The organism is Streptomonospora wellingtoniae, assembly GCF_031845375.1.
In the GTDB taxonomy this organism is placed as follows: domain Bacteria; phylum Actinomycetota; class Actinomycetes; order Streptosporangiales; family Streptosporangiaceae; genus Streptomonospora; species Streptomonospora wellingtoniae.
Genome location: NZ_JAVREK010000015.1, coordinates 38971 through 65270, shown reverse-complemented (window position 1 = coordinate 65270; position 26300 = coordinate 38971). Strand labels below are relative to the sequence as shown.

Sequence of the window (26300 nt, the reverse complement as noted above, 5' to 3'; positions counted from 1 at the left end):
CACCGTCGCGGCGGTGGGCGGTTCAGTAGGTGTTCAGGCGCTGCACGAGCATGCTCGACTCCCCGTGCTCCTCGAAGTCGGCAAGCAGCACTGCCACGGCCTCCCGGACGATCCGCCCCCGGTCGGCGGCCAGCCCGTGGTTGCCGCGCAGCGTCAGCCGGGTCTGCTCCAGAGCGAGCAGCTCGGGGGCCGATATGTAGACGGTGATCTTCTCGTCGTGGCGCTGCCTGCCGCTGGGCCGCGGCGGGCTCGCCTGGGCCTCCCGCGGCGCAGGCGCCTGCGCCGGCGCGGGCCCGGCCCGGTCGGCCTCCGGCTGTCCCGGACTCGGCGGCTCCGCCGTGGCTGTGGAGCGTGCAGGCTCGGGGTCGACGGGGTCGGACGAGCGGAAGAACAGCTCGTCGGCCCCCGGCAGGGTCACGCGTGACCGCTGTTTGGCCACCGGGCCAGCACCTCCTTCGCGAGTCCGCGATAGGCGTTGGCACCGGCCGACGAGGTGTCGAACCGCGTTATCGGCTCACCCGCAACCGTGGCGTCGGGGAAGCGGATGGTGCGGTTGATGACGGTGCCGTAGACCTTGTCGCCGAATCCGTCGATGATGGTGGCCAGCACCTCGCGCGCGTGGAGCGTGCGCGGGTCGTACATGGTCCCCAGGAATCCGTCGATCACCAGGTCCTCGTTGAGCCGCTCCTGTACCTTCTGAATCGTGTCCATCAGCAGCGCGACGCCGCGCAGCGCGAAGAACTCGCACTCCAGCGGCACGATCACCCCGTCGGCCGCGGTGAGCGCGTTGACCGTGAGCAGCCCCAGCGAGGGCTGGCAGTCGATGAGCACGACATCGTAGTCGTCGATGACCGGGCGCAGGGCGCGCCCGAGCATCTGCTCACGCGCCACCTCCCCCACCAGCTGCACTTCGGCCGCGGACAGGTCGATGTTGCTCGGGATCAGGTCGAGACCGTCGATGTCGGTCTTGAGCAGGACGTCCTCGACGGCGACGTCGCGCTGCATGAGCAGGTTGTAGACGGTGAGCTCCAGCTCGCGCGGGTCGAGCCGCCCCAGGCCCACCGACAGCGCCCCCTGGGGGTCGAAGTCGACGAGCAGCACCCGTCTGCCGTACTCGGCTATCGCGGCGCCGAGGTTGATCGTCGTGGTGGTCTTACCGACTCCACCCTTCTGGTTACACAGTGCTACGATCCGTGCCGGGCCGTGGCTGTCCAGCGGCTCGGGCTCCGGATAGTCCGGCTTAGGTCTGTTCGCTTGCAGTTCGGCCCCCGTGCTGCGCGTTGCCCCCCATGGGTTGCTCGCCGGGGAGTCCGGCATGTCTTCGTCGATGGGCGCCCCCGGCCCCGCATCGTCGTACTCCGACCAGCTCACAACCCTTGACCTCCCTACGGACCGGCTTGTGCGGACGTCGCGGCGCCCGCAGACCCACCGGCCGTCGGAAAAACTCAATATGTCGACAGCGACCAGCTGTCGTGCCGCGACTCTAGAACTTCCGCGCACAATCATTCAACGCGACACTCTACGGGGTGGCGCAGCCGCCGCGTGCGCGAAGCGCCCGCCGCCGCGGCGGGGTCCTCACCGGACCGCATCGGCGCGGGGATGGCTGGCGGCGTAGACCTCGCGCAGCCGGTCGACGGTGACCATCGTGTAGACCTGCGTCGTGGTCACCGACGCGTGTCCCAGCAGCTCCTGCACCACGCGCACGTCGGCGCCGCCGTCGAGCAGGTGGGTGGCGAAGGAGTGGCGCAGCGTGTGCGGCGAGACGTCGCTCAGCCCCGCGCGCCCGGCGGCGGCGCGCAGCACCGCCCAGGCGCCCTGGCGGGTCAGCCGGCCGCCGCGGGCGTTGAGGAACAGCGCGGGTGCGCCGCGGCCGGACGCCGCCAGCACCGGGCGCGCGCGGACGAGGTAGGCGTCGAGGGCGCCGCGGGCGAACCGACCGACGGGCACCAGCCGCTCCTTGCCGCCCTTGCCGCGGAAGCGGACCGCCGCGACGCCGTCCTGGGGGCCGGATGCGTCGGACCCGGGGTCCTCGCCCGGTCGGGGATCGGCGGCGCCGACTGCGATGCTGGTGATGTCGCCGACGTCCAGGCCCACCGCCTCGGAGATGCGCGCGCCGGTGCCGTAGAGCAGCTCCAGCAGCGCGCGGTCGCGCAGGGCGCGAGGGTCGCCCTCGGCGGGCACGGCGCCCAGCAGGGACTCGATCGCCTCCAGCGACACGGCCTTGGGCAGCCGCCGCGCGGGGGTCGGCGGGCGCACGCCGCCGGCGGGGTCGGTCGCGGCCAGCCCTTCGCGCAGCGCGAAGCGGTGCAGCCCGCGCACGGCCACGACGGCGCGTCCGGCGGAGTTGCCGCCCAGCGGAGGGTGGTCGGCATCGCCCTCGCGCAAGCGGCGAAGGAACTCGGTGACGTTGTGCTCGGTGACCGCGGTCAGGGAGCCGACGCCGCACCCGGCCAGAAAGTCCAGGTACCGGCGCAGGTCGCGGCGGTAGGAGGAGAGGGTGTTGGCCGCCAACCCGCGCTCCACCGCCAGGTGGTCGAGGTAGCCGGTCAAAGCCGAGCGCAGCGCCGCCGCGGGCCGGGGGCGGGCGGAATCCTGTTCTGGGGCCACCGGGCGATCACCCGCCTTCCGCCGCGTCCGGGGGGTTTCGGGGGCGATCATGCCACACGGTGGGGACATCGGAGGCCCGACACGGCGATACCGCCAGCAACCCACGCGAGTAGACCACCGGCGACAAGCCGACCAATCGCGCCGATCCGGACACCGCTCCGGGTCCGGTCTCCCCCGGACCGCGGCCCGCGGAGCGCACCGCGGCCGAGGAAAGGCCTTTAGGAGCCGGTGCCGGCCGGCCGCAGTGCGGCGAATGAGCCGCGGGCCGCGCCGGCGGCGGCCAGCACGCCGACCACGGCGGCGCCGTTGCGCAGCCGCCCGGCCATGACCGCCTCGGCGGCCTCGTGCAGCGGCACCCACCGCAGCTCCATGTCGGTCTCCTCGTGCACGCGGTCGAAGCCGATCTCGTCCCCGTTCAGCCGGGTCAGTCCGCGGCCGAGGAAGACCTGGATGCGCTCACTGGAGAAGCCGGGCGTGGGAAAGAAGTCCGCCAGCTCGTACCAGTGCTCGGCGGCGAACCCGGCCTCCTCGCGCAGCTCCCGCCGCGCGGTGTCGAGCGGCGGCTCGCCCTCCTCGTCGCGGACGCCGGCGGGCAGCTCCCACAGCCGGTGCCCCACCGGGTGCCGGTACTGGCTGAGCATCAGCACACGCTCGTGCTCGTCGAGGGCGAGCGCGGCCACGGCACCCGGGTGGTCCAGGTACTCGCGGGCGACCACCTCGTCGCCGTCGGGGCCGGGCATGTGCACGGCGTCGACGCGCGTGGCGGTCTTCGCACCGCGGTAGAGCACCTCGCTGCGCTCGACCCGCCAGGCCTCGGGGCGGTCGGCCGGGGCGGCGCCGGTCTCGGCCGCGAACGGCGTGGGCTCACCCGTTGCCCGCATGCCGCTCACGCCTCCTCGGCGGCGTCGGCGGATCCGTGCACCGGAGCCGCGGCGGCCCTGTCCGCGGACTTCTCGACGTGCTCCAGAGCGGCCGAGATCAGGCCGCGAAACAGCGGGTTGGCGCGGGTGGGCCGCGAGCGCAGCTCGGGGTGGGCCTGGGTGGCGATGTAGAAGGGGTGCTCCTCGCGCGCGAGCTCCACGTACTCCACGAGGCGGCCGTCGGGAGAGAGCCCCGAGAAGACCATCCCGGCGTCCTCGAGACGGGTGCGGTAGGCGTTGCCGACTTCGTAGCGGTGCCGGTGGCGCTCCTGGGCGCGGGACTCGCCGTAGAGCTCGCGGGCGATGGAGCCTTCGGCCAGCTCCGCCGGGTACAGCCCCAGCCGCATGGTGCCACCCATGTCGCGCTCGCCGGCGACGACGTCGGTCTGATCGGCCATGGTCGAGATGACCGGATGCTCGGCCTTGTCGTCGAACTCGGCGCTGTTGGCGCCCGCCAGCCCGGCGGCGTTGCGGGCGTACTCGATCACCATGCACTGCAGGCCCAGGCAGATGCCCAGCAGCGGGATGCGCTCCTCGCGCGCGTAGCGGATCGCGCCGAGCTTGCCCTCGATGCCGCGCACCCCGAACCCGCCGGGGATCAGCACGCCGTCGGCGCCGCCCAGCTCGCGCTCGGCGCCCTCGGGCGAGGCGCAGTCGTCGCTGGCCACCCAGCGCAGGTGCACCCGGGTGTTCTCGGCGAACCCGCCGGCCCGCAGCGCCTCGGTCACCGACAGGTAGGCGTCGGGCAGGTCGATGTACTTGCCGACGAGCGCGATCGTGACCTCGTGGTCGGGCTGGTGCACGCGGCGCAGCAGGTTGTCCCACTCGGTCCAGTCGACGTCGCGGAAGGCCAGGCCCAGGCGGCGCACGACGTAGGCGTCCAGGCCCTCGCGGTGCAGCACCTTGGGGATGTCGTAGATCGAGGGGGCGTCGGGGGTGGAGACCACGCCGCCCTCGTCGACGTCGCACATCAGGCTGATCTTGCTCTTCAGGCTCTGCGGGATGGGCCGGTCGGAGCGGCAGACGATCGCGTCGGCCTGGATGCCGATGTTGCGCAGCGCGGCCACCGAGTGCTGGGTGGGCTTGGTCTTCAGCTCGCCCGAGGGGCCGAGGAAGGGCAGCAGCGAGACGTGCAGGAAGAAGCAGTTGTCGCGGCCGATCTCGTGGCGGATCTGGCGAACCGCCTCCAGGAACGGCTGGGACTCGATGTCGCCGACGGTGCCGCCGATCTCGGTGATGACCACGTCGACGTCGGCGGAGTCCATCGCGTAGATGCGCGCCTTGATCTCGTTGGTGATGTGCGGGATGACCTGCACGGTGTCGCCGAGATAGGCACCTTGGCGCTCTTTGGCGATGACGCTGGAGTAGACCTGGCCGGTGGTGACGTTGGCCGAGGCGGACAGCTCGGTGTCGAGGAAGCGCTCGTAGTGGCCAATGTCGAGGTCGGTCTCGGCCCCGTCGCCGGTGACGAACACCTCGCCGTGCTGGAACGGGTTCATCGTGCCCGGGTCGACGTTGAGGTAGGGGTCGAGCTTCTGCATGGTGACGCGGAGGCCACGCGACTTCAGCAGCCGTCCGAGGCTGGATGCGGTCAGGCCCTTGCCCAGACTGGAGGCGACCCCGCCAGTAACGAAAAGGTGTTTGGTGCTCGCGGCGGTTGCCAAAGGTTGCTCCCGTGGTCGTACGTCGACGGGCCGTCCGGTTCGGCTCGGGGGCCCGTGCGGTGTCCGGCGCCGGAGGGGGCTCGCCCCGTCCGCGACCTCGGACTCCACGGGCCACCAGAATAACAGCGCCGCACCCCCGCCCCGATACGGACCCGACCGGCGCGGGCCGCAGGCGAGGGACGCATGCCCTGGTCCGACGCCGGCTCACGCGGGCGCCGCTGCCGCCGATCCCCCGGGCGCGCGGCCTGAGAGGGGCTGCGCGCTGCCCGGCCGGGTGGCGCCGCGCCCCCGAAGGGACCCCGGCCCGCCGATCCCGGGGCCGGATCCGGCCACGCCGAGCGGTGCGGGCAAGAGCCGGATGCGGGCGACCGGGCGAGGCTACCGCCCGCCGGACGGGAAGACGCCGGCGCGCCCCAGGAGCGCCGTGGGAGGCTCGCCCAGGACCGACCCCAGCCAGGTGCCTGCGCGGGCCGTCTCGGTGACGTCGACGCCCGTGTGGAGGCCGCTGCGTTCGAGCTGGAAGGCCAGATCCTCCGTGGCGATGTTCCCGGTCGCGCCGGGAGCGAACGGGCAGCCGCCGAAGCCGCCGACGCTGGCGTCCAGCACGGTCACACCGTGCTCGACCGCGGTGTGGGCATTGGCGTAGCCGGTGTTTCGGGTGTTGTGGAAGTGGCAGCGCAGCCGCGCGCCGCCCACCGCCTTCCGCACGCGTTCGACGAGGTCGGCGACCTGGCGGGGCACACCCACGCCGATGGTGTCGGCCAGGGCGACCTCCACCGCGCCGGCTTCGGCCGCGCGCCGGGCGACCTCGACCACGCGCTCGGGGTCGGTCTCGCCGTCGAACGGGCAGCCGAAAGCGGTCGAGACCGTCGCGCTGATGGGGACGCCGGCGTCGGCGGCGGCCGCGGCGATGCCGGCGAACGCGTCGTTCATCTCCTCGACCGAGCAGCCCTGGTTGCGCCGGCAGAAGCCGTCGGTGGCCGGAATGGCGACGTTGACCTCGTCGACGCCGGCTTCAAGCGCGCGGTCCAGGCCGCGGCGGTTGAGCACCAGTCCGATATAGGAGACGCCCTCGCGGCGCGGCACGGCGGCCATGACCTCCTCGGCTCCGGCCATCTGCGGCACCCGCCGCGGATCGACGAAGCTGACCGCCTCGACCCGGCGGGCGCCCGCCGCCAGCAGCCGCTCGATCAGCTCGACCCTGCGGGCTGCCGACAGCGGCGTCTCCTCGTTCTGCAGCCCGTCCCGCGGCCCGACCTCGACGATCTCCACCTGCTGCGCCGCCATTGCGCCACTTCCCGTCTCGACGTCGCTTCCCGGGCCGCGCACCGCACCCGCCCGCACGGCCCAGGATAATGCGGCCGCCGAGACCGATCAGCGGTTCGGCCGATCATCCCATCCCTGCGAGCCGAACTCGCCGGCTCCGACAGCTTGCCGCCTGCCCGACTCCGCCGGGCGGGTCCCCGCGTCGGGGGGCGCGCCGCCCCTCCCCCGCTCAGCGCAGCGCCAGCGAAGGGCGGACCTCCCAGGTGGTCCACACCGGGCGGTAGCCCATGCGGTTCCAGAAGGGGCCGGAAAGCGGGTTCATCATCGCGTAGTTGAGCACCGTCACCTGCACGTTGTGGGAGTCCAGCGCCTGGTGCGCCTCGTTGACCAGGGCCGTGCCGATCCCGCGTCCGCGCTCGTCCTCGGCCACCACGCCGTAGCCGATGTGTGCGGCCGGGGCCGCCCGCACCAGCGGGGCCGCCCACCGGGCGCGGTCGGGCGGGGAGACCCAGACCAGGCCGACCGCGCGGCCGCGCCGTTCGGCCAGCCACACCCACGAAGGCGAGCGGCCCAGGGCGCGCGCGGCGACGCGGCGGGTCTGCTCGGGGGTCTCCGGCTGGACGAACACGCCGCCGAAGAACTCCTCGTAGCGGTGCTCCTCCATGAGCAGGCTGACGATCGGCGCGAGGTCCTGCATGTCGGCCAGCCGGATGCTGACGTCGCGCGGCGGCAGCGACGGGGGTACCCCGCGGCGCCGCTCGCGGGCGGCCAGCACGCTGTAGGGCTGGAGGCCGTGCGCCTGCAGCGCGGGCACGCCCACGACGTCGCGGGCCGGCCAGGTGAGCTGGGCGGCCGACTCCGAACCGGTGCCCGTGGGCAGCTGGCGCAGCTGGTCGCGCCAGCTCGACAGCAGCGAGTCGAGGGCCCGGCCGGGATCCGGTCCGCCGACGACCGGAGTCAGCCAGTGCTGGTCGGGCATGCCCCAGGTACGGCCGACCTCGCCGGGCTGGTGCCAGGAGTAGCGCATGGTGCCGGTTGCGACCGGCCATCCGCCCTCGTCGCTGACCGTCAACAGCGGATAGGTGCTCTTGCGCGGGCGCGTGGGTACCGGCAGCAGGGGGTCGGCCTCGCGCCAGCGCGTGGCGGCGGAATCGACGAGCAGGTCGAACTCCGCACCGCTGCCGGGCATCTCGTCGTTCCGCACCCGGGCGACATAACCGCCCATCCCACCTCCCAGGCCGCGCATCCCGCACTCACCCGCCCTCGGCTCTCCGGCGCGGCTGTCGGGAGCCGATCAGTGGTCACGTACCGTCGCAACACGGACACAATGACCGTAGCGCCTCAACAGTCACTTCGCTCGCGATTGCGTCAAGAGTTTCCCCGATCGTTTTGAAATTGACGCCATGCAATTTCACAGAGGCAAGCCCGGTAGGTCCAACGGTAACCGATTCGCGCCGGATCGGGCGTTGCGTTGGGGAGATCCTATGATCATCCGCTTGCCGCAATGCGACGGCATGCGGCGGCCCGCCGCCCCGCTGACGGGCGGCGGGCGCTGTGCGGGTTCGCTCAGCCGACCCCGGCGGCGTCCATCCCGCGCAGCTCGCGCTTGAGCTCCTTGACCTCGTCGCGCAACCGGGCGGCCAGCTCGAACTGCAGGTCGGCGGCCGCCTGGTGCATCTGCTCGCCGAGCTGGTCGATGAGCTGGGCGAGTTCGGCCCGCGGCAGCCGGGAGACCTCCTCGGAGCGCTCCGGGCCAGCCTGCTTGAGGGAGGGCACCGGCGCCTTGGACTGCCGGTAGCCGGAGCCGATCAGCTCCTCGGTGTCGACGTCCTCGCGCGCCAGCGAGTCGAGGATGTCGGCGATCTTCTTGCGCAGCGGCTGCGGGTCGATCCCGTTGGCCTCGTTGTAGGCCAGCTGCTTGGTGCGGCGCCGGTTGGTCTCGTCGATGGCGCTGCGCATCGAGTCGGTGACGTTGTCGGCGTACATGTGCACCTGGCCGGCGACGTTGCGCGCCGCCCGCCCGATGGTCTGGATCAGGGCGCTGGAGGAGCGCAGGAAGCCCTCCTTGTCGGCGTCGAGGATGGCCACCAGCGAGACCTCGGGCAAGTCGAGTCCCTCGCGCAGCAGGTTGATGCCCACCAGCACGTCGAACTCGCCCACCCGCAGCTCACGCAGCAGCTCCACCCGCCGCAGCGTGTCGACCTCGCTGTGCAGGTAGCGCACGCGGATGCCCATCTCGGCGAAGTAGTCGGTGAGGTCCTCGGCCATCTTCTTGGTCAGCGTGGTCACCAGCACGCGCTCCCGGCGCTCGGCGCGCTCGCGGATCTCGTGCACCAGGTCGTCGATCTGGCCCTCGGTGGGCTTGACGACCACCTCGGGGTCGACCAGTCCCGTGGGCCGGATGACCTGCTCGACGACGTCGCCGCCGCTCTGCCGCAGCTCGTAGTTGCCGGGCGTGGCCGAGAGGTAGACCGTCTGCCCGATGCGCTCGACGAACTCCTCCCACTTCAGCGGGCGGTTGTCCAGTGCCGAGGGCAGGCGGAAGCCGTGGTCGACCAGGGTGCGCTTGCGCGAGGCGTCGCCCTCGTACATGCCGCCGATCTGGGGCACCGTCACATGGGACTCGTCGACCACCAGCAGGAAGTCCTCGGGGAAGTAGTCCAGCAGGGTGTTGGGGGCACTGCCGGGATCGCGGCCGTCGAAGTGGCGCGAGTAGTTCTCGATGCCCGAGCAGCTGCCCACCTGCCGCAGCATCTCCAGGTCGTAGGTGGTGCGCATGCGCAGGCGCTGGGCCTCCAGCAGCCGGCCCTGGCCCTCCATCTCGGTGAGGCGCTCGGCGAGCTCGGCCTCGATCTGGGATACGGCGCGCTCCATGCGCTCGGGGCCGGCGACGTAGTGGGAGGCGGGGAACAGGTACACGTGGTCGTCCTCGCCCAGGACCTCACCGGTCAGCGGGTGCAGGGTCAGCAGCCGCTCGACCTCGTCGCCGAACATCTCGATGCGGATGGCCAGTTCCTCGTAGACCGGGATGACCTCGACGGTGTCGCCCCGCACGCGGAAGGTCCCCCGCGTGAAGGCCGTGTCGTTGCGCGAGTACTGCATCTCGACGAGCTTGCGCAGCAGGTCGTCGCGGTCGACCTGCATGCCGACCTCGAGCTCGGCCATGCGGTCGACGTACTCCTGCGGCGTGCCCAGGCCGTAGATGCAGGAGACGGAGGACACCACGATCGTGTCGCGCCGCGTGAGCAGCGAGTTGGTGGCCGAGTGCCGCAGCCGCTCGACCTCGTCGTTGATCGAGGAGTCCTTCTCGATGTAGGTGTCGGTCTGGGGGACGTAGGCCTCGGGCTGGTAGTAGTCGTAGTAGGAGACGAAGTACTCGACCGCGTTGTTGGGCAGCATCTCGCGGAGCTCGTTGGCGAACTGCGCGGCCAGGGTCTTGTTGGGCTGCATGACCAGCGTGGGCCGCTGCAGCTGCTCGACCATCCAGGCCACCGTGGCGGTCTTGCCGGTGCCCGTGGCGCCCAGCAGCACGGTGTCGCGGTCGCCGGCCCCGACCCTGCGGCTCAGCTCGGCGATGGCCGAGGGCTGGTCGCCCGCGGGGGTCATGTCCGACACGACCTCGAACGGCGTCTTCTTGCGCTGGATGTCGCTCACCGGCCGCACGTGGCCTCACTCCCCCGATTCGCCGCAGACTCCCGCCTACGCTCACCACGCTATACGCACCCCCCGACAACATGATTCGGCAGCGGAGGATTCCCACGTCGAAGGGGGCACGATGGACGACCGCGCCGCCGGACCGCCGCGCCTCAGGACGACGGCGCGGAGGTGCCGGCCCGGGTGGCGGCAGCGTTCGCGATCGCGCGGACCCATTCGAGTTCACCGGGGATCTCGACCGCCGCGGTGCGGAGCAGCCGCATCCACAGACCCGCCTTTGTCCATTCGGTGAACCTGCGGTGAGCAGTGGCCGGGGAGACGGCGAACTCCGCGGGCAGCCGGCGCCACACGCATCCGCTGGTCAATACATAAACGACCGCGGTGAACACGGTGCGGTCGTCCAATGGCGCGGTGCCTCCGCCCTGGCGGCGGTTTCCGAATGGAGGGACCAGGGGACCCGCCACGGCCCAGAGGGTGTCGGGCACCAGCCGGCGATACAGCGCCGGACTCCGGTGCGCCTCCTTTTCCGGCCGGTGGCCATCGCGCGACAACCCGCACCCCACGTAGAATAAACAGCATCGGAAACGGCCTCGCTGACCTGCTAATATTCTTCGGCCGACCGATATCCCGCTCTTCTCCCCGTTTTCCGGGCGACTTCCCGGTATATGTCCGCGCGGTCGCGGCACTCGACTGCTCACCCGCACAGGCGACGACTGTATTGGGCGACTGCGAAGCAGACAACATGGTTGGCCGATTTCGGTCAACCAGCTCCTGCGCATCGGACAGGACTAAAGTCGGGCCGCAGCGACCCGGGAATCATCATCCCGGTGGATACCGCACGCCCGCGGCACGTCTAACATGGCCGCGCGGTATTAGTTCGCCGATCGGCGGCCGCAACCCGAAGGAGCGTTGGTTGATCGGGATAGAGAACGTCAGCAAGAGCTACGGCAGCCATACCGCGGTCGACGGTGTTAATTTCCAGGTGCACCCGGGGCGGGTCACGGGGTTCCTCGGCCCGAACGGAGCGGGAAAGTCCACGACGATGCGGCTGATTCTCGGGCTGGACGAACCGTCGTCGGGCAGTATAACCGTCAACGGCCGAACCTACGCTGAGAGCCGCGCACCATTGACGGAGGTCGGGTCCCTGCTGAACGTGCAGGCCGCCCACCCGGGCCGGACGGCCGAAGCCCATCTGCGGGCGCTCGCCCTCACGCACGGTATCCCTCGGGCGCGCGTGCGCGAGGTCGCAGAGCAGACCGGCCTGGACAGCGTCATACGCAAACGTGTCGGCGGGTTCTCGCTGGGCATGAGCCAGCGCCTGGGAATCGCGGCGGCGCTGCTCGGCGATCCCCGCACACTCGTCCTGGACGAGCCCATCAACGGGCTCGACCCCGAAGGCGTGGTCTGGATACGCGAGCTGCTGAAGGATCTGGCCGCGGCCGGCCGGACCGTGTTCCTCTCCTCCCACCTCATGTCGGAGATGGCGCTGACGGCCGACCACCTCGTCATCATCGGCAAGGGGCGCATCATCGCCGACCGGCCGATCGGCGAGGTCCTCAGCGAGGAGGAAGCGCACACCGTGGCGCTGCGGACAGCCGAAACCGACCGGCTGGCCCGCCTGCTCACCGCAGACGGAGCCGAGGTCGAAGCGGAGGGGGGCGACCGGCTCGCGGTCCGCGGAACGGACGGCAGGCGGATCGCGGAGATCGCCCTGGAGAACCGGGTTCTCGTCTACGAACTGACTCCGCAGCGCACCACTCTCGAAGACGCCTACATCGACCTCACGCGGGAGTCGGTCGAATACCAAGCCGCGGGCAGGAACAGGTAAGAGGATGACATCCACAGAACACGGCGCACCTACCGCGCGCAAGGCCCCGGTACTCACGTTCCCCAATGTCGTACGTGCCGAATGGCTGAAGTTGTGGAGCGTTCCGTCGACGCGGATACTGGCGGGTGGCAGCCTGGTCCTGTTCGTTGCCATGGGCGTGCTGACCGCTGCTGGTGGCGTCGCGGGCCTGAACAGCGGCGACCCGATCCCCGAGAACTTCTTCTACGAGTACGCCACCAACGGAATCACCTTCGCCCAGCTTTTCGTAGCAGCATTCAGCGTCCTGTTCGCCACGTCGGAATGGGGATTCGGAACGATCCAGCTTTCCGCTGCCGCGGTGCCCAAGCGACTCCCGCTGTTGTGGAGCAAGGCCCTGGTCGCCGGCGCGGTGTCCTTCACCATCGGTGCGTTCTCCGCCCTGCTGGTCTATACGCTCAGCCGACCGGTCCTCGCGCGGGAGGGACTCGATTACCCGCTGACGACTCCCGGCATACCCATGATCATCGTGAGCACGGGAATCTACCTCGCTCTGGTCTCCTGGCTGTGCCTGGGGCTGGGATTTCTGATCCGACAGGGAGCGGGGGCCATGGTGGCGGCCTTCAGCGTCCTTCTCGTGCTCCCGATCGCCCTTGGAATCATTCCCTGGGAAAGCGTCGACCCGATCGCCGCGATGCTGCCCTCACGCGCCGGTGGGCAGATGCTGCTGATGGAGACGCCGCCGGACAGCCTCACCCGGCTGGAGGGAAGTATCGTCATGGCCGGCTGGGCGGCAGCCGCCCTCGTGCCCGCAGCCGTGCGGCTGCGGCGCCGGGCCGTCTGATCCGCGGCTCGGCCGCCCATGAGGGCGTCCCGCCGGCGGCAGCCGGCGGGACGCCCGGCGCCGCAGGGCTCAGACCCCCGCCTCTCGGGCGGCGACTCCGCCCTGGCGCCGGTGGAGCAGCGCGTACTCCCCTTCCGCGGCGATCAGCTCCCCGTGCGTACCCCGCTCGACGACCTGCCCGTCGCGCAGCACGTAGATGACGTCGGCGTCCTCGATCGTCGAAAGACGGTGGGCGATGACGATCCGCGTGGCGTCCCGCCCGCCGAACTGAGCGGCGACGGCCTGCTCGTTGACCGAGTCGAGCGAGCTGGTCGCCTCGTCGAGAACCACGATCCGCGGGTTCTTCAGCAGGGCGCGGGCGAGCAGAATACGCTGACGCTGGCCGCCCGATATGCCCTCTCCGAACTGGGTGATCAGCGTTTCGTAACCCATCGGCATGGCGACGATCTCGTCATGGATGCACGCACGTCGCGCCGCCTGCTCGACCGCCTGCCAGTCCGCCTCCCCTACGCCCCAGGAGATGTTCTCCCGGATCGTTCTGTTCTGCAGAACGACCTCCTGGTGCACGAAGGCAACCGCATCGAAGAAGGCACTCTTGCGATAGGCGCCTATCCGGTGTCCCGAGTAGCGGACCTCTCCGCCGGTGGGGTGGTACAGCCCCGCCAGCAGCCGGGCCAAGGTGCTCTTTCCCGAACCCGAGGCCCCGACGATTCCGATCTTCTGCCCCGAAGCGATGGTGAGCCCGACCCCCCGAAGCACGGGAGCGCTGTAACTCGAGTAGGAGAACCAGACGTCCCTCAACTCGATGTTCCCGTCCAGGTCGCCGAGCGTTCCCTCGGCGAACGTCGTGTCCTCGGGGGTGTCCAGGATGTCGCCGATGCGGTAAAGCAGAGCTTTGACCTCGAACACTTTGGTGGCCGTGGTGAATGTGGCCGAAGCCTGCGCGAAGAACGACGACGCCGCGACCTGGAAAGCGATGACCTCGCCGAGGGACATCCCCGAGGCGGGGGCGAGCTGCAGGCCCGCGGCGACGACCGCCAGGGGCCCGAACGTCTGGATCGCCTGTATACCCGAACTGGTGGCGCCCTGCCACCAGGCCCTGCTCTGATAGCGGTCGAGGATCCTGCGGTTGGCCGCATTCCAGGACGAGATGAACTCGTCCTCGGCTCCGCTGGTCTTGACCGTGGATATCGAGCCCACGGCCTCGACCTGAACTGCCTGGCCTTTCGCCTGCTCCTCCACTTCGGAAAGCGACGCGCGGGATATCCGGTGTCGAGTCGTGAACAGCAGCGCCAGGGCCATCGAGAACAGCAGGAATGCCATGGCCGCCAAGACGAGCGAGTTCACCAGCATGTAGCCGGCCAGAACGAACGTCAGCACCAGACTCAACACACCGGTGACCAGGTCGTTGGCGAGGAAGTCGCGGAGCTGGGTGACATTGTTCAAGCGGAACAGCAGGTCGCCGGAGGAGCGCATGGCGAAGAACTTGTAGGGCAGGCGGACCAAGTGCTCGAACACCGAGTCCGCCATGAAGCGCCCCATCTGCTTGACCGAGGTGATCGTCAGGAGCACTTTGGCCAGCAGCACCGACAGGTACCCCGCCGCCATGGCGGCGAGCACGACGGGGAGTGTTCCGGGCCCGCCGGCGTCGGAAACGTAGGCGTCAACCAGTAGCTGCGTCAGGATCGGGACCCCGAGGACCATACCGAACGCGGCCAGGGAAACGGCCAGGAGGAGCAGCAGTGGTTTCGCCGCGAAGCGTACATACGGCAGCAGCCGCCACCACTCGTTTCTCGGACGCCGAGAACTTGCGGTAAAATACTGGCCGGGCTCCGCGGTGATAGCGGTTCCGGAGAATTCGGCCGCGAATTCGGATCCGCTGATCCGGAGCCTGCCCCGCCCCGGATCGACGATGCGGACCCGTGCGTCCTCCACCTTTTCGACGACCACGAAGTGGCGCCGTCCCCAGAAGGCGATGAACGGGGTGTCGACCGCGCTCGCTCCTCCGGGCGCCACGCGCAGCGCGCGGACCCGCAGGCCGCTGTCTCGCAGGACGGTGACGATGTCGCGGATGGTCATCCCGTCGCGCCCGACCTCGTACGCCTGGCGAAACCGCGTCATCGAGAAGTTCTTGTCGTGCATCGCGATCAGCATGCCGCAGCAGCACAGCCCGCATTCGGTCTGCACATTCTGGTAGAACGGACGCACTCTCATCGGGCGCACTCGTCGAATCCGGTCGGCGATGCTGCGGAGACGCGCCCGGATCGCTTCCTCCATCACCGCAGAAACCACAGGACCGGCGGCACCGCGTCGGGATTCATCCGCCGCAGCAGAGTGAGGCCGATCCCCGCCCTGCCCGCCATGACGCTCTCGGCCAGCACATGCCGGTTGCCCTCGCTCCGGAGGAGGGCGGGAACCGTCCTGGCGGCGAATTCGTCCATGCGGCGGTCGGCCCGCTCCCGCAGGTCCCGATCGTCGAGCACCTCGGCCGCGAAGCCGACGATCTGGAGATTTCCGAGGTCGCCGTGGCACAGCGTCAGATTGTGGCCGAAGGACTCCCTCAGCACGGTGTCCAGGAGGATGCGGATCTCCGGGAGGAACCGGTCCGACAAGTCCGGCTGGAAAGTCGCGGCCAGGCATTTCGCCAGGAGCATGCCGGGGGCTCCGTGGCACCAGCCGTGCGCGGACTGGTCGGCGCCGCCGCCGATCGCCCACGTTCCCGTGCCGGCGTCGAACAGGCGCCGCTCGCGGTCCAGCAGGGACTCGACCAGATCCGCGCACACCGGGTCGCCGGTCTGCGCTCCGTACCTCAGCAGGTAGGGGTAGACGCCCGACACCCCGTGGGCGAAGCCCGAGTAGTACGTCGCATCCGGCCTGGCCCGCAGATCCTCGACGGCTCGGCGGATGCGTTCGTAGAACGCCGCGGCCGCCGCACGGTAGTGGGACTCGTGCTCCGTTCCCCGGGAGCGTTCCGCCAGAGCCAGGGACGCGCCCAGGAGCCCGCTCGCCCCGCCGAGGACGTCGAACTCGGCCTCGTCCGGGAGCGCGCCGGGGATGAGGTTCCAGATCCGGGCGGCGAGCCCGTGCAGCCCGGTGTCGCCGACCGTGTCCGCCAGGTTGTGCATCGCATAGGCGATACCCCCGGCACCGGTGTACATCCCCGGGAGCAGGTTCGGCACGTCCTGGATCCCGCGCTCGACGAGCTTCCCGCCGAGCCGCGTGAAGTACTGGAGTGCCGATTCCGTCCACTCCTCGCGGCCCAGCGCGGTGCCCGCTTGTCCGAGGAAGTACGCCAGGCCGGGAGAACCTGAATAGAAGTCGGTTCCCAGTTCGTCGACCTGCCAGTACTGGAGCGCGGTCGGCGAGATGCGCGCGCCGATCCAGGTCGGCGGAAGGGTGCCGGAGCCCTCGATGCGCTGGTGGACGATCTCGGACGCGATCCGCCCGACCGTCTCGCGCGCATCGCGCGCATCCGCCGCCCCGGCGCTTGCGCCGGTGCCGGGCTTCGGGTCGAACACGAACCCGGTCCGGTCGCTGGCGTGGCGCAGCTTGGAAACATAGGACAGGCGGATGATTGAGGCGTTCAACCGCCGATCCGCCGCCGAACTCGATTCGATCAGCTCACGGGCCGAGTCGATCGGTGTCTGCTTCAGGTACGACCCGAGCCGGTGCCCGCGGGAGTCGTAGATCTCCGTCCCCCGAGTCGAGAGTGCGAAGTAGGGGACGTCTCCGGCTACGAGGTCCTCGATCTCCGCGCGGAGGACGGGGGCGGGTGTGTGCGGACGCCCTATTCCCACGCGGTGGAAAAGCGTCCGCTTCGCATTGGTTCCGTCCTGGAGACGCGGATGTGTTCCCATCCGCAGCAGTTGGGTGTAGAAGTAGGTGTTCTCCGCGACGAACCTGACGGTGACGTTTCCGAATAGCTCGGACACCCAGCGGGAGAAGTCGTGCCTACGACCGGATATCCAGTCGTAGGCCGCCTCGAACCCGTCCACCACCATGGTGATCTCTTCTTCCGGCGTTTCCAGACGCGGCACCGGTTCGGAGTCGCCCACGGGGAGGTTCCGCAGTTCCAGGCGCATGGTGTCTCGTCCGGAGTCCACCACCACAAGTGATTTAAAGGGCGAGGTCTGCCCCTGAGTGTAGCCGAGCAGGCCGACGTCCATGACGCCCGACTCGTTCCTCGAGTTCTCGATCACCGACGGCAGCAGCCCGACCATCTTCACGGAACGGCTGAGGGCGTCCTTGGCACGGTTGTCCGCGTGCTCGTCCTCATCGGCGGAAGCGTTGACCGCGAGGAGGGTCTCCGCGTCGAGAAGGTAGGGCACCGACCCCCGGCGGACGATGTTCTGAAAATGGACGTCCATCGCGCGGAGAAAGTGCAGGAGGCAGAGGAGGACTCCGGTGTTCCGGTAAAATCCGGCGACCCCCGCGGCATCGTGGACGGCTTCTGGAGCGGCGTACTCCTCCCAGCCGCACCCTCTGCCCGGCACGACCTTCAGCGAGCCCACGGGCAGGCCCGATTCCGCGTGCATCCGGCGCGCCAGTTCGTGATACGCGCGCTCCACTTCCATGGGGCGCGGCTTGTACACGATCCGGGTTCCACCGCTGAATTCGAGGACCGAAACCGACTTCCCGCCCCGATGGGCGTCGCCTTTTCCGGTCTGTACGCCCGTGATCGAGGCGTCAGCGCCGAGACCGAACTCCCGGCGCAGATCGGGGAGCCGCTCCTCCGTGGCTGAAAGCAGGCTTTCCAGGTTGCGCACAAAGCGCTCGGCAGCCCGGTGGAGCTCCGGAAGAAGCCCGGGATACCGCTCTGTGAGCGAGTCCGCGTATGAGCGCGAGGCGATGATCCGTTCGAAGTGCGCATACCGCGCCCGGCTGTCGGCACCCTCCAGCAATGACCGTTCCCGGTACTCGTGCAGGTCGGTCACCAGCGTTCGCACGCAGAGGGCGCGTATCCGCTCCAGCAGTTGACCGGTCAGATCCTCGGCCAGTGCCGCCGCCGCCCCGGCGGTCAGCGGAGATGCGCCTACGATGCGCCCGAGCTCGGCCAACTCGCGTTCCAGGACGTGCGCAAGAAATCCGGCGAACAGACCGTCGACCGCGGGGGCCGCTTCGGTCCCCGCCTCGGAGCGGCTCGGTGCCCCGAGGCCGCTGGTCCCGGTCGCCGAGCCAAACGCCTCATCGACGCCCGAGCCCGAAATCCGACGGATAAGCGACTCCACTTCGTCGGCCGACGAAAGTTCGGGGAAAAAGATTCCCGCGTCGCGGGGGAAACGAAGCAACGTGACATTCTCCTAGCACCTGGAAAGGAGGCCCCTGCTCATGCAGAGGCCTCCCTGCCGCATGGCCGGGCCTCTTTCTCACGTGCGGACGGGTTTCCGGCGCGCACACGGCGCCTAGGATTCCCTGCCCCGCGAGATCAGCGGCCGTTCAGGCAAGCACTTCCTGCCGGCTGCCGAATCCGTCTTACCCGATACCGCAGACGGTTCCGCCGTTGCACTCCCACGACACCGTGCACACGGCGCCGATCGTCGAGGTTCCGGGAATGGTCCAGATGCCGCCAGCCTGGCTTCCTTCCTTTCCCGCGAGGTCCTGGTCGCTGAGTTCCTCGGTCATGCTGCCAGCCGGGTCGATGCCGTTGAGATTCACAGCTTCCTCCAAGCAGACTTCTTCTTACAGCGGCGCTGTCGGCGCCCCCAGGAATTAATCACACTTCTTCAGGCCACACAAGAGCGCAACCGCCGGCGCCGAACCATCGGGCGACTCCGAATCATTTTCCGCCTGACCTGGATAAACGGCGGACATCGAAGCCGCCACGTGAAATAGTCGCCCGATCGCGATCGGGACCCGCCTCCGACGTCGCACACAAGACGGACATTCCTGGACAAGGGCCTCATATGACGACTGTCGGTGACTAAGGGATTTGTCATCACCTAACGTGATCTATTGGTGCTGTCCGGACACCGGTAGTGGAGGGATGCCGTGCCAACAGCACCGCCGACCGTGCGGAGACCGAAGCCGTTGCTTCGTCCGCGGTGTCTCGCGTGGCCGACCGTGGCGCACGATCGCCGCGCCGGTGCGTGCGGTCCTCCGCCTGGTGGCGTGCTGTCGACGTTGCGGCAGTGCAGAACCGCAGACGACCGATCCGGCGGCCGGACGGACCACACGACGGAGCCCCCGGGACGGCGGTCGCGGCGATCCCGTGGCCGGGAGCGGCCATCGCAGGGATCCGAACGGATCGTCGCGACCTCTTCGGCGAACCGTCGTCCGACCACGCGGCGGGGCGGGCTGGAGGCTCCGCGGCGCCTGGTCGCCGACGCCGCGGGGGTCCGGATTCCGAGCGGCCGACCTGAGCCGCTGCTGCGTGCGCTGGCGCTCGGCGCGGCCACCGGTTCGCGGAAGGCGTTGACCTCGTCGGCCTCGACACGGTCGGGCACCTCGCCGTCGTCGCCCCTTTCCAGCTCGTCCCAGGCGTCCTTCTCCTCTTCGCTGAGGCCGTCGTAGCGGATGCCCTCGCGCTGGAACAGCAGCGGCACCGACACGGTCTTGGGCAGCATGACCGGGTAGCCGTCGGCGGCGGCGTCCTGAAGGCTGTAGACGTCGGTGGGCTCGCCCTCCTCCAGATCGAAGAGCCGATAGATGTTGCGGTCCACCTCGTCCCTGTGGGTGGCGGTCAGGCCCAGGAGCAGCGAGTCGAAGCAGGCGAAGATCTCGCCGTACTTGCGGTAGACGGACCGGTGCGCCTCGTCGCTGACTACCCGTTCCCGGAGTGGAGGCGGCCGATGTGATGGCGCGCCTGCCCGCGGTGGCGATCGCGACCGGGGCAGCCTGTATCGGCCCGAGGTGCTCTCGGGTCTCCTCGCTGACTTGCTAGACGGCCGCTCGGCCCACCCGGGAAGCCTCTGGCGGCGCCCGTCACGGGCACCTCACGCCTGCTTGCGCAGCCGCTCCCAGAGCTCGGCGGCCTTGGCGTCCAGCTCCGCGGGGGTGCCGGAGTTGTCGATGACGACGTCGGCGGCGGCCCGGCGCCGCTCGCGGGCGGCCTGGGCCCTGATGCGGGCGCGGACCTGCTCCTCGTCCATGCCGCGGTCGCGCGCGACCCGGGCCACCTGCTCCTGCTCCGGAACGTCGACGACCACGACGACGTCGTAGAGGCCGCCCAGATCGTTCTCCACCAGCAGCGGCACGTCGTAGACCACGACGGCGTCGGAGGAGGCGCCCGCCATCAGCTCCTCGGTGCGCCTGCCGACGCGCGGGTGGACGATGGCGTTGAGTCTGGCGAGCTTGGCGGAGTCGGAGAAGACGATCTCGCCGAGGCGGGGGCGGTCGAGCCTGCCGTCCTCGGTCAGCACGTCTGCGCCGAACTCCGCGACGATCTCCTCCAGCCCCGAGGTGCCCGGCTCGACGACCTCGCGGGCGATCCGGTCGGCGTCGACGACCAGCGCCCCGTGGCGGGCGAGGCGCTCGGCCACGGCGCTCTTGCCGGAGCCGATGCCTCCGGTGAGTCCCACACGCAGCATGGCGGCGACTCTAGACGGTGGCGGGCCGGGGCTCGCGGCCGGGGACCGCTTTGCGCATGTGCACCAGGGCGAGGTGGTCTGACATGCGTTCGCGGCTCGTCTCGGTGTATCCCAGGCTGCGGTAGAGGCGCAGGTTGGCCTCGTTCTGCTGGCCGATGAAGATCGTGAACGCGGCGAGGTGGGGATGGGTGTGGGCCATGCGCTCCTCCAGGGCCCGCATCAACGCACGGCCGATGCCGCGGCGGCGCCGGTCGGGTGCCACGCAGAGCCGGTTGACGAGTCCCGTGGCGTCCTCGGCCCGCCCGCGCACCGCGCCGACGATCCGGTGCCCCTCGACCGCTTTGAGGACGTGGCCGCCGCCCTCGACGGCACGTCGGACGTTGTCGGCGGTCTCGGCCAGCGGCAGGATGAACGGGTCCCCGTAGAGCTGGGCCTCGTCGACGAACGCCGCCCGCTGGAGCGTCCAGATCTCGCCGGCGTCCTCGGCCGCTGCTGCGCCGATGGCGGGCTCGGGCGGGATGGGCATCGCTGCTCCCCTTGAGGGGTCGGTGAAGGCGGCTGCGGTGAGCATAGCGAAGGGCCGCCCCCGTTTCCGGGAGCGGCCCTTGGCGATTCGCGTGCCGACCGTGCGGCCGAGGGCGTCAGCCCTCGGAGCCGCCGGCGAGCTTCTCGCGCAGCGCGGCCAGCGCCTCGTCGGAGGCGAGGGCGCCGCCGGTGTCCGGCTCCGCGGCGGGAGCGCTCGGGGCCGCAGCGGGGGCTTCGCCGCCCTCGTACGGTGCCTCGGTGCCGGCCTCGGCCTCAGCGGCCTGGGCCTCCTCGACCTGCTTGCGGTGCGCCTCGAAGCGGGACTGCGCCATGGCGTACTGGCGCTCCCACTCGTCGCGCTGGGCCTCGTAGCCGTCGAGCCACTCGCCGCTGTCGGGGTCGAAGCCCTCGGGGTACTTGTAGTTGCCCTGCTCGTCGTAGTCGGCCGCCATGCCGTAGAGCGTCGGGTCGAAGTCGACCTGGTCCGGCGAGACGCTCTCGTTGGCCTGCTTCAGCGAAAGGCTGATGCGGCGGCGGTCGAGATCGATGTCGATGATCTTGACGAAGATCTCGGTGCCGACCTGGACGACCTGCTCGGGGATCTCCACGTGGCGCTCGGCCAGCTCGGAGATGTGCACCAGGCCCTCGATGCCCTCCTCGACGCGGACGAACGCGCCGAAGGGAACCAGCTTGGTGACCTTGCCGGGAACGACCTGCCCGATCTGGTGCGTGCGGGCGAACTGCTGCCAGGGGTCTTCCTGCGTGGCCTTGAGGGACAGGGAGACGCGCTCGCGCTCCATGTCGACGTCGAGGACCTCGACGGTGACCTCCTGGCCGACCTCCACGACCTCGCTGGGGTGGTCGATGTGCTTCCAGGACAGCTCCGACACGTGGACGAGGCCGTCGACTCCGCCGAGATCGACGAAGGCGCCGAAGTTGACGATGGAAGACACGACACCCTTGCGGATCTGGCCCTTCTGCAGGGTGTTGAGGAAGGTCTGGCGGACCTCCGACTGGGTCTGCTCCAGCCAGGCGCGGCGCGAGAGCACGACGTTGTTGCGGTTCTTGTCGAGCTCGATGATCTTGGCCTCGAGCTCGCGGCCCACGTAGGGCTGGAGGTCGCGCACGCGGCGCATCTCCACAAGCGAGGCCGGGAGGAAGCCGCGGAGTCCGATGTCGAGGATCAGACCACCCTTGACGACCTCGATCACGGTGCCGGTGACGACGCCGTCCTCTTCCTTGATCTTCTCGATCGTGCCCCAGGCGCGCTCGTACTGCGCGCGCTTCTTGGACAGGATGAGGCGGCCTTCCTTGTCCTCCTTCTGGAGGACGAGGGCCTCGACGTGGTCGCCGACGGTCACGACCTCGCCCGGGTCGACGTCGTGCTTGATCGACAGTTCCCTGGACGGGATAACACCCTCGGTCTTGTAGCCGATGTCGAGCAAGACCTCGTCTCGATCGACCTTCACGATGGTGCCCTCGACAATGTCACCGTCGTTGAAGTACTTGATGGTCTCGTCGATCGCCGCGAGGAAGGCTTCCTCGGACCCGATGTCGTTGACCGCTACCTGGGGTGTCGAGGTTACCTCTGTGCTGCTCGTCATGTGTGGGTGGACTCCGGATACGGACATTGGCAGAATAGGTGCGCCGTGAAATCACACGGCCGGAACAGCACCTCCTGAGACGACCTCGGGATCCGAGCCGAAGCTCGGGTCACTCAGCGAATCCCTGGATGCCGACCAGCCGCCGCGCCCCCGATAGCCCCGGGGGGTCGAGTCGAGTATGCGATCTGGTCTGTCACACCGGCACGATCTCCGAGGTCGAGTTGCGCACGCGAGTCCACAACGCTCTTGCCACAATATGAGACGCGGCCCTCCAGGTCAATCGGAAGCGGCCCGACAAACCGGTCTCCGGGGCGATCTGCGCCTGCTACCCGCGCGGCGCGCTCCGCGCCCCCCCGGGGCCGACGAGCGGCCGGACTCGCCCGGACTCGGCTCCGCCGCCGGTCCGCGGTCCGCCCGAGCGGGCGCCCGTCGGGCGTGTCAGTCCTCGCCGCCGCGACCGCGCATCCGCTTGACCTGCGAGCGGCGCTTCTTCGCGGCGAGTCGGCGCTCAGTCGAGCCGCGGGTGGGGCGGGTGGGGCGCCGCGACCGAGGACCGGGGGCGGCGGCCGCGGCGAGCCGCGCGGCCAGCCGCTCGCGGGCGCGTTCGCGGTTGCGCAGCTGGGAGCGGTGGTCCTCGACGGTGACGGTCAGCACAGTTCCGTTCAGCTGTGCGGAGAGCCGGCTCATCACCCGCTCGCGCTGGACGTCGGTGAGCGACTCGGTGGCAGCGACGTCCAGCGAGACCGTGACGCGGGTGTCCGCGGTGTTGGCATGCTGGCCGCCCGGTCCGCCGGAGCGGGTGAAACGCCAGGCGAGCTCGGCCTCGCGCAGCTCGACGGGCGGCTCGCCGCGCTGCGCGCCGCGTGTACCGCCTCCGGGTGCCGACATCGTGCACGCCTCCTACGATCGGCGTCCCCGCTCGCGCGCCGGTGCGGCGACGGGTTCGCCTGCCTCTCTTCTGCTTCGGTCTTCGCCGCCACTCGGGACGCGCCTTCCCGCCCGCTCGGGGCGATCATGCGCCGGGCGCGGCCGCCGGCTCAGTGCGCGGCATCGTGCCAGTCGCGGCCCACGCCGATCGAGACGGCCAGCGGCACCCGGAGATCATAGGCGCCCGACATCTTCTCCGACACCAGTTTTCGGACGGATTCGAGCTCCTCCCCGGTGACTTCCAGAACAAGCTCGTCGTGCACCTGCAGCAGCGTCCGGGAGCGGTAGCCCTCTTCGCGCAAGCCCGCCTCGACGTCGAGCATGGCCACCTTGATGATGTCGGCGGCCGACCCCTGGATCGGCGCGTTCAGCGCCATGCGCTCGGCCATGTCGCGGCGGTGGCGGTTGTCGCTGGTGAGGTCGGGCAGGTAGCGGCGCCGCCCCAGCATGGTCTCGGTGTAGCCGTCGCGACGCGCGCGATCGACCACGGCGCGCAGGTAGTCGCGGACGCCGCCGAACTGGACGAAGTAGTCGTCCATCAGGCCCTTGGCCTCCTTGGGCGCGATCCCCAGCTGCTGGGAGAGACCGTACTCGCTGAGCCCGTAGGCCAGTCCGTAGTTCATCGCCTTGATGCGGGCCCGGGCCTGGCCGTCGACCTCGTCTACACCGATGCCGAAGACCCGCGAGGCGATCTCGGCGTGGAAGTCGTGGCCGGTCTGGAAGGCCTCGATGAGCGACGCGTCCTCGGAGAGGTGGGCCATGATCCGCAGTTCGATCTGGCTGTAGTCGGCGGTGAGGAGGTCGCTGTAACCGTCGCCGACCACGAAGGCGCGGCGGATCCGGCGTCCCGCGTCGGTGCGCACCGGGATGTTCTGCAGGTTGGGCTCGACCGAGCTGAGCCGGCCGGTGGCCGCGACGGTCTGGTTGTAGGTGGTGTGGATGCGCCCGTCCTCGGCGATGGTCTTGATCAGGCCTTCGACGGTGGTGCGCAGGCGGGTCTGGTCGCGGTGGCGCAGCAGGATGACGGGCAGCTCGTTGTCGGTGCGCTCGGCAAGCCACGCCAGCGCGTCGGCGTCGGTGGTGTAGCCGGTCTTGATCTTCTTCGTCTTCGGCAGGTCCAGCTCCTCGAAGAGGATCTGCTGGAGCTGCTTGGGCGAACCGGGGTTGAACTCGCGGCCGACCGCCCGGTGGGCCTCGTCGACCGCCTGGCGCGCGGCGGCGGCGAACTCCTCCTCCAGCGAGTCGAGGTACTCGCGGTCGGCGGAGATGCCGGTGCGCTCCATGCCCGCCAGTACCCGCAGCAGCGGGAGTTCGAGGTCGCGCAGCAGCGCGGCGCCGCCCCGCTTGTCGAGGTCGAGGTCGAGCCCGTCGGCGAGGTCGAGGGTGGCGCGGGCGCGGACGGCGAGCTCCAGCCGCTCGGCCGCGCGGTGGTCGCCGCCGGCGCCGCCGTCGCCCTCGATGTCGAGGGAGAGCTGGCCGGAGTCGCCCTGCCGCTCGCCGAGCTCGCGGTTGAGGAAGCGCCGGCACAGGTCGGGCAGCTCGAACCGGCGCCCGCCCGGCTGCACGATGTAGGCCGCCAGCGCGGTGTCGCTGGTGAGCCCGCGCAGTTCGAAGCCGTGGGCCCACAGAGCCAGCAGCGGACCCTTGGCGTCGTGCAGGGTCTTGGGGCGGTCGGGGTCGGCCAGCCACTCGGCCAGGGCGGAGGTGTCGTCGGGACCGAGGTCGGCGGGGTCGACGAACACGGCCGGGCCGCCCGCGGTCGCGACGGCCAGACCCGCGACGGTGCCGCTGCCCGCGCCCCAGGTTCCCGAGACGGCCACGCCGCAGCGCGAGCCGTCGGAGGCGTTGGCGGCCAGCCAGGCGCCGAGTCCGCCCGCCTCGGGCGCGGCGAGGTCGACGGTGAACTCCTCGTCGGCGGGCTCGGGTGCGCCCTCGCCGGTGTCGCCGAGCACGGCGAAGAGGCGATCGCGCAGGGTGGTGGCGAACTCCAGGTCATCGAAGAGCGTGTGCACGCCGGCGCGGTCGGACTCGCCCCGCGTGAGCTCGCCGACCCGGCGCTCCAGCTCGACGTCGGGGTCGAGGCGGTTCAGCTGCTGATTGCGCAGCACCTGGTCGAGGTGGTCGCGCAGGTTCTGCCCGGCCTTGCCGGTGAGCTCGTCGGCGCGGGCTACCAGCTCTTCGAGCGAACCGTACTTGGCGATCCACTTGGCGGCGGTCTTGGGACCCACGCCGGGCACGCCCGGGAGGTTGTCGGCCTTCTCGCCGACGAGCGCGGCGAGGTCGCGGTAGCGCTCGGGCGTCACGCTGTACTTCGCCTCGACGGCCTCGGGGGTCATGCGGGTGAGCTCGGAGATGCTGCGGCCCGGGTAGAGCACGGTGCACGCGTCGTCGACCAGCTGGAAGGCGTCGCGGTCGCCCGACGCGATCAGGATCTCCATGCCCTTCTCGCGGCCGCGCGCGGTGAGGGTGGCGATGACGTCGTCGGCCTCATAGCCCGGGGCGGAGACGCTGGTGATGCCGAGCATCTTCAGCAGTTCCTGGACGAACTCCACCTGCGAGGGGAGCTCCGGCGGCGTGTCGGCGCGCCCGGCCTTGTAGTCGGAGTAGGACTCGTGGCGGAACGTGGGGCCGGACAGGTCCCAGGCCACCGCGATGTGGGTGGGCTGCTCGTCGCGGAGCAGCTTGATCAGCATCGAGGTGAAACCGTAGACGGCGTTGGTGGACTGGCCGGTGCTGGTCGTGAACTTCTCGACGGGCAGCGCGAAGAACGCGCGGAAGGCCATGGAGTGGCCGTCGAGCAGCAGCAGGCGCCCGTTGCCGGGCGGGCCCTGCTCAGCCGTTGACGTGCCGTTCTGTCCGGGGGTCTGCTGTGTCGTCGCCACAGCCAAATCCTAGGATGCCGTGCGGACATTTGCGCGTTGCGCCATACAGGCGGGGTACCCGGACCCCGACCTGCGGT

20 protein-coding genes are annotated in these 26300 nt (G+C 70.2%); 2 read left to right on the top strand and 18 right to left on the bottom strand.

Features of this window, described 5'->3' with window-relative positions; all coding sequences use genetic code 11:
* Nucleotides 1-22 precede the first annotated feature (22 nt).
* The 9 genes from RM446_RS15060 to RM446_RS15020 form a co-directional block, all read right to left on the bottom strand.
* Nucleotides 23-439 carry a hypothetical protein gene (locus RM446_RS15060; protein WP_311545919.1) on the bottom strand — a complete coding sequence of 139 codons (417 nt, stop codon included), beginning with the start codon at nt 437-439 and terminating at the stop codon, nt 23-25.
* Nucleotides 415-1371, bottom strand: a complete 957-nt coding sequence (locus RM446_RS15055) for a ParA family protein (RefSeq protein WP_311545918.1) — start codon at nt 1369-1371, stop codon at nt 415-417. The genes RM446_RS15060 and RM446_RS15055 overlap by 25 nt, the downstream gene beginning before the upstream one ends.
* A 204-nt stretch (nt 1372-1575) precedes the next feature.
* Entirely contained in the window at nt 1576-2607 is a 1032-nt protein-coding gene (locus tag RM446_RS15050) for a site-specific tyrosine recombinase XerD (protein WP_398695237.1), read from the bottom strand.
* Between the two features lie 218 nt (nt 2608-2825).
* Nucleotides 2826-3488 (bottom strand): NUDIX hydrolase, encoded by a 663-nt coding sequence (locus tag RM446_RS15045; RefSeq protein WP_311545917.1) that lies wholly within the window; start codon nt 3486-3488, stop codon nt 2826-2828.
* A gap of 5 nt (nt 3489-3493) precedes the next feature.
* Entirely contained in the window at nt 3494-5191 is a 1698-nt protein-coding gene (locus RM446_RS15040; RefSeq protein ID WP_311545916.1) for a CTP synthase, read from the bottom strand.
* Nucleotides 5192-5569: 378 nt separating this feature from the next.
* Complete coding sequence (locus RM446_RS15035; protein ID WP_311545915.1) at nt 5570-6478, bottom strand: hydroxymethylglutaryl-CoA lyase; 909 nt, start codon at nt 6476-6478, stop codon at nt 5570-5572.
* 208 nt (nt 6479-6686) lie between these two features.
* Entirely contained in the window at nt 6687-7682 is a 996-nt protein-coding gene (locus tag RM446_RS15030) for a GNAT family N-acetyltransferase (RefSeq protein WP_311545914.1), read from the bottom strand.
* 341 nt (nt 7683-8023) lie between these two features.
* Nucleotides 8024-10120 (bottom strand): excinuclease ABC subunit UvrB, encoded by a 2097-nt coding sequence (uvrB, locus tag RM446_RS15025; RefSeq protein WP_311545913.1) that lies wholly within the window; start codon nt 10118-10120, stop codon nt 8024-8026.
* A gap of 143 nt (nt 10121-10263) precedes the next feature.
* Nucleotides 10264-10890 (bottom strand): transposase, encoded by a 627-nt coding sequence (locus RM446_RS15020; RefSeq protein ID WP_311545912.1) that lies wholly within the window; start codon nt 10888-10890, stop codon nt 10264-10266.
* 134 nt (nt 10891-11024) lie between these two features.
* On the opposite strand from RM446_RS15020, the gene RM446_RS15015 reads away from it, so the two are divergent.
* The gene (locus tag RM446_RS15015; protein ID WP_311545911.1) at nt 11025-11939 is read left to right on the top strand and encodes an ABC transporter ATP-binding protein; all 915 of its coding nucleotides are present in this window, start codon (nt 11025-11027) and stop codon (nt 11937-11939) included.
* Nucleotides 11940-11943: 4 nt separating this feature from the next.
* Nucleotides 11944-12759, top strand: coding sequence for a hypothetical protein (locus RM446_RS15010; RefSeq protein ID WP_311545910.1), 816 nt, complete (start codon nt 11944-11946; stop codon nt 12757-12759).
* Nucleotides 12760-12828: 69 nt separating this feature from the next.
* Here RM446_RS15010 and RM446_RS15005 read toward each other — a convergent pair whose 3' ends face one another.
* The 9 genes from RM446_RS15005 to polA form a co-directional block, all read right to left on the bottom strand.
* Nucleotides 12829-15036, bottom strand: coding sequence for a peptidase domain-containing ABC transporter (locus RM446_RS15005; RefSeq protein WP_311545909.1), 2208 nt, complete (start codon nt 15034-15036; stop codon nt 12829-12831).
* Entirely contained in the window at nt 15036-17816 is a 2781-nt protein-coding gene (lanM, locus tag RM446_RS15000) for a type 2 lanthipeptide synthetase LanM (protein WP_311545908.1), read from the bottom strand. The genes RM446_RS15005 and lanM overlap by 1 nt, the downstream gene beginning before the upstream one ends.
* A 415-nt stretch (nt 17817-18231) precedes the next feature.
* Nucleotides 18232-18414, bottom strand: coding sequence for a plantaricin C family lantibiotic (locus tag RM446_RS14995; RefSeq protein WP_311545906.1), 183 nt, complete (start codon nt 18412-18414; stop codon nt 18232-18234).
* Nucleotides 18415-18698: 284 nt separating this feature from the next.
* Nucleotides 18699-19418, bottom strand: a complete 720-nt coding sequence (locus RM446_RS14990) for a hypothetical protein (RefSeq protein WP_311545905.1) — start codon at nt 19416-19418, stop codon at nt 18699-18701.
* A gap of 273 nt (nt 19419-19691) precedes the next feature.
* On the bottom strand, nt 19692-20285 hold the full coding sequence (gene coaE / locus RM446_RS14985) for a dephospho-CoA kinase (protein WP_311545904.1): 594 nt from the start codon (nt 20283-20285) through the stop codon (nt 19692-19694).
* Between the two features lie 10 nt (nt 20286-20295).
* Nucleotides 20296-20811 carry a GNAT family N-acetyltransferase gene (locus RM446_RS14980; RefSeq protein ID WP_311545903.1) on the bottom strand — a complete coding sequence of 172 codons (516 nt, stop codon included), beginning with the start codon at nt 20809-20811 and terminating at the stop codon, nt 20296-20298.
* Nucleotides 20812-20926: 115 nt separating this feature from the next.
* A complete protein-coding gene (rpsA, locus tag RM446_RS14975) occupies nt 20927-22414 on the bottom strand; it encodes a 30S ribosomal protein S1 (RefSeq protein WP_311545902.1) in 1488 nt (495 codons plus the stop codon).
* Between the two features lie 438 nt (nt 22415-22852).
* The gene (gene arfB / locus RM446_RS14970) at nt 22853-23302 is read right to left on the bottom strand and encodes an alternative ribosome rescue aminoacyl-tRNA hydrolase ArfB (RefSeq protein ID WP_311545901.1); all 450 of its coding nucleotides are present in this window, start codon (nt 23300-23302) and stop codon (nt 22853-22855) included.
* 149 nt (nt 23303-23451) lie between these two features.
* Nucleotides 23452-26223, bottom strand: coding sequence for a DNA polymerase I (gene polA, locus RM446_RS14965; protein ID WP_398695232.1), 2772 nt, complete (start codon nt 26221-26223; stop codon nt 23452-23454).
* Between the last annotated feature and the right edge of the window lie 77 nt (nt 26224-26300).

What these genes read in the sequence shown, in the direction of transcription:
- rpsA (WP_311545902.1), bottom strand. Translation starts at nt 22,414, where the DNA reads ATGACGAGCAGCACAGAGGTAACCTCGACACCCCAGGTAGCGGTCAAC.
- RM446_RS15045 (WP_311545917.1), bottom strand. Translation starts at nt 3,488, where the DNA reads ATGCGGGCAACGGGTGAGCCCACGCCGTTCGCGGCCGAGACCGGCGCC.
- RM446_RS15010 (WP_311545910.1), top strand. Translation starts at nt 11,944, where the DNA reads ATGACATCCACAGAACACGGCGCACCTACCGCGCGCAAGGCCCCGGTA.
- RM446_RS15035 (WP_311545915.1), bottom strand. Translation starts at nt 6,478, where the DNA reads ATGGCGGCGCAGCAGGTGGAGATCGTCGAGGTCGGGCCGCGGGACGGG.
- RM446_RS15005 (WP_311545909.1), bottom strand. Translation starts at nt 15,036, where the DNA reads ATGGAGGAAGCGATCCGGGCGCGTCTCCGCAGCATCGCCGACCGGATT.
- RM446_RS14980 (WP_311545903.1), bottom strand. Translation starts at nt 20,811, where the DNA reads ATGCCCATCCCGCCCGAGCCCGCCATCGGCGCAGCAGCGGCCGAGGAC.
- RM446_RS15020 (WP_311545912.1), bottom strand. Translation starts at nt 10,890, where the DNA reads ATGCGCAGGAGCTGGTTGACCGAAATCGGCCAACCATGTTGTCTGCTT.
- RM446_RS15030 (WP_311545914.1), bottom strand. Translation starts at nt 7,682, where the DNA reads ATGGGCGGTTATGTCGCCCGGGTGCGGAACGACGAGATGCCCGGCAGC.
- arfB (WP_311545901.1), bottom strand. Translation starts at nt 23,302, where the DNA reads ATGTCGGCACCCGGAGGCGGTACACGCGGCGCGCAGCGCGGCGAGCCG.
- coaE (WP_311545904.1), bottom strand. Translation starts at nt 20,285, where the DNA reads ATGCTGCGTGTGGGACTCACCGGAGGCATCGGCTCCGGCAAGAGCGCC.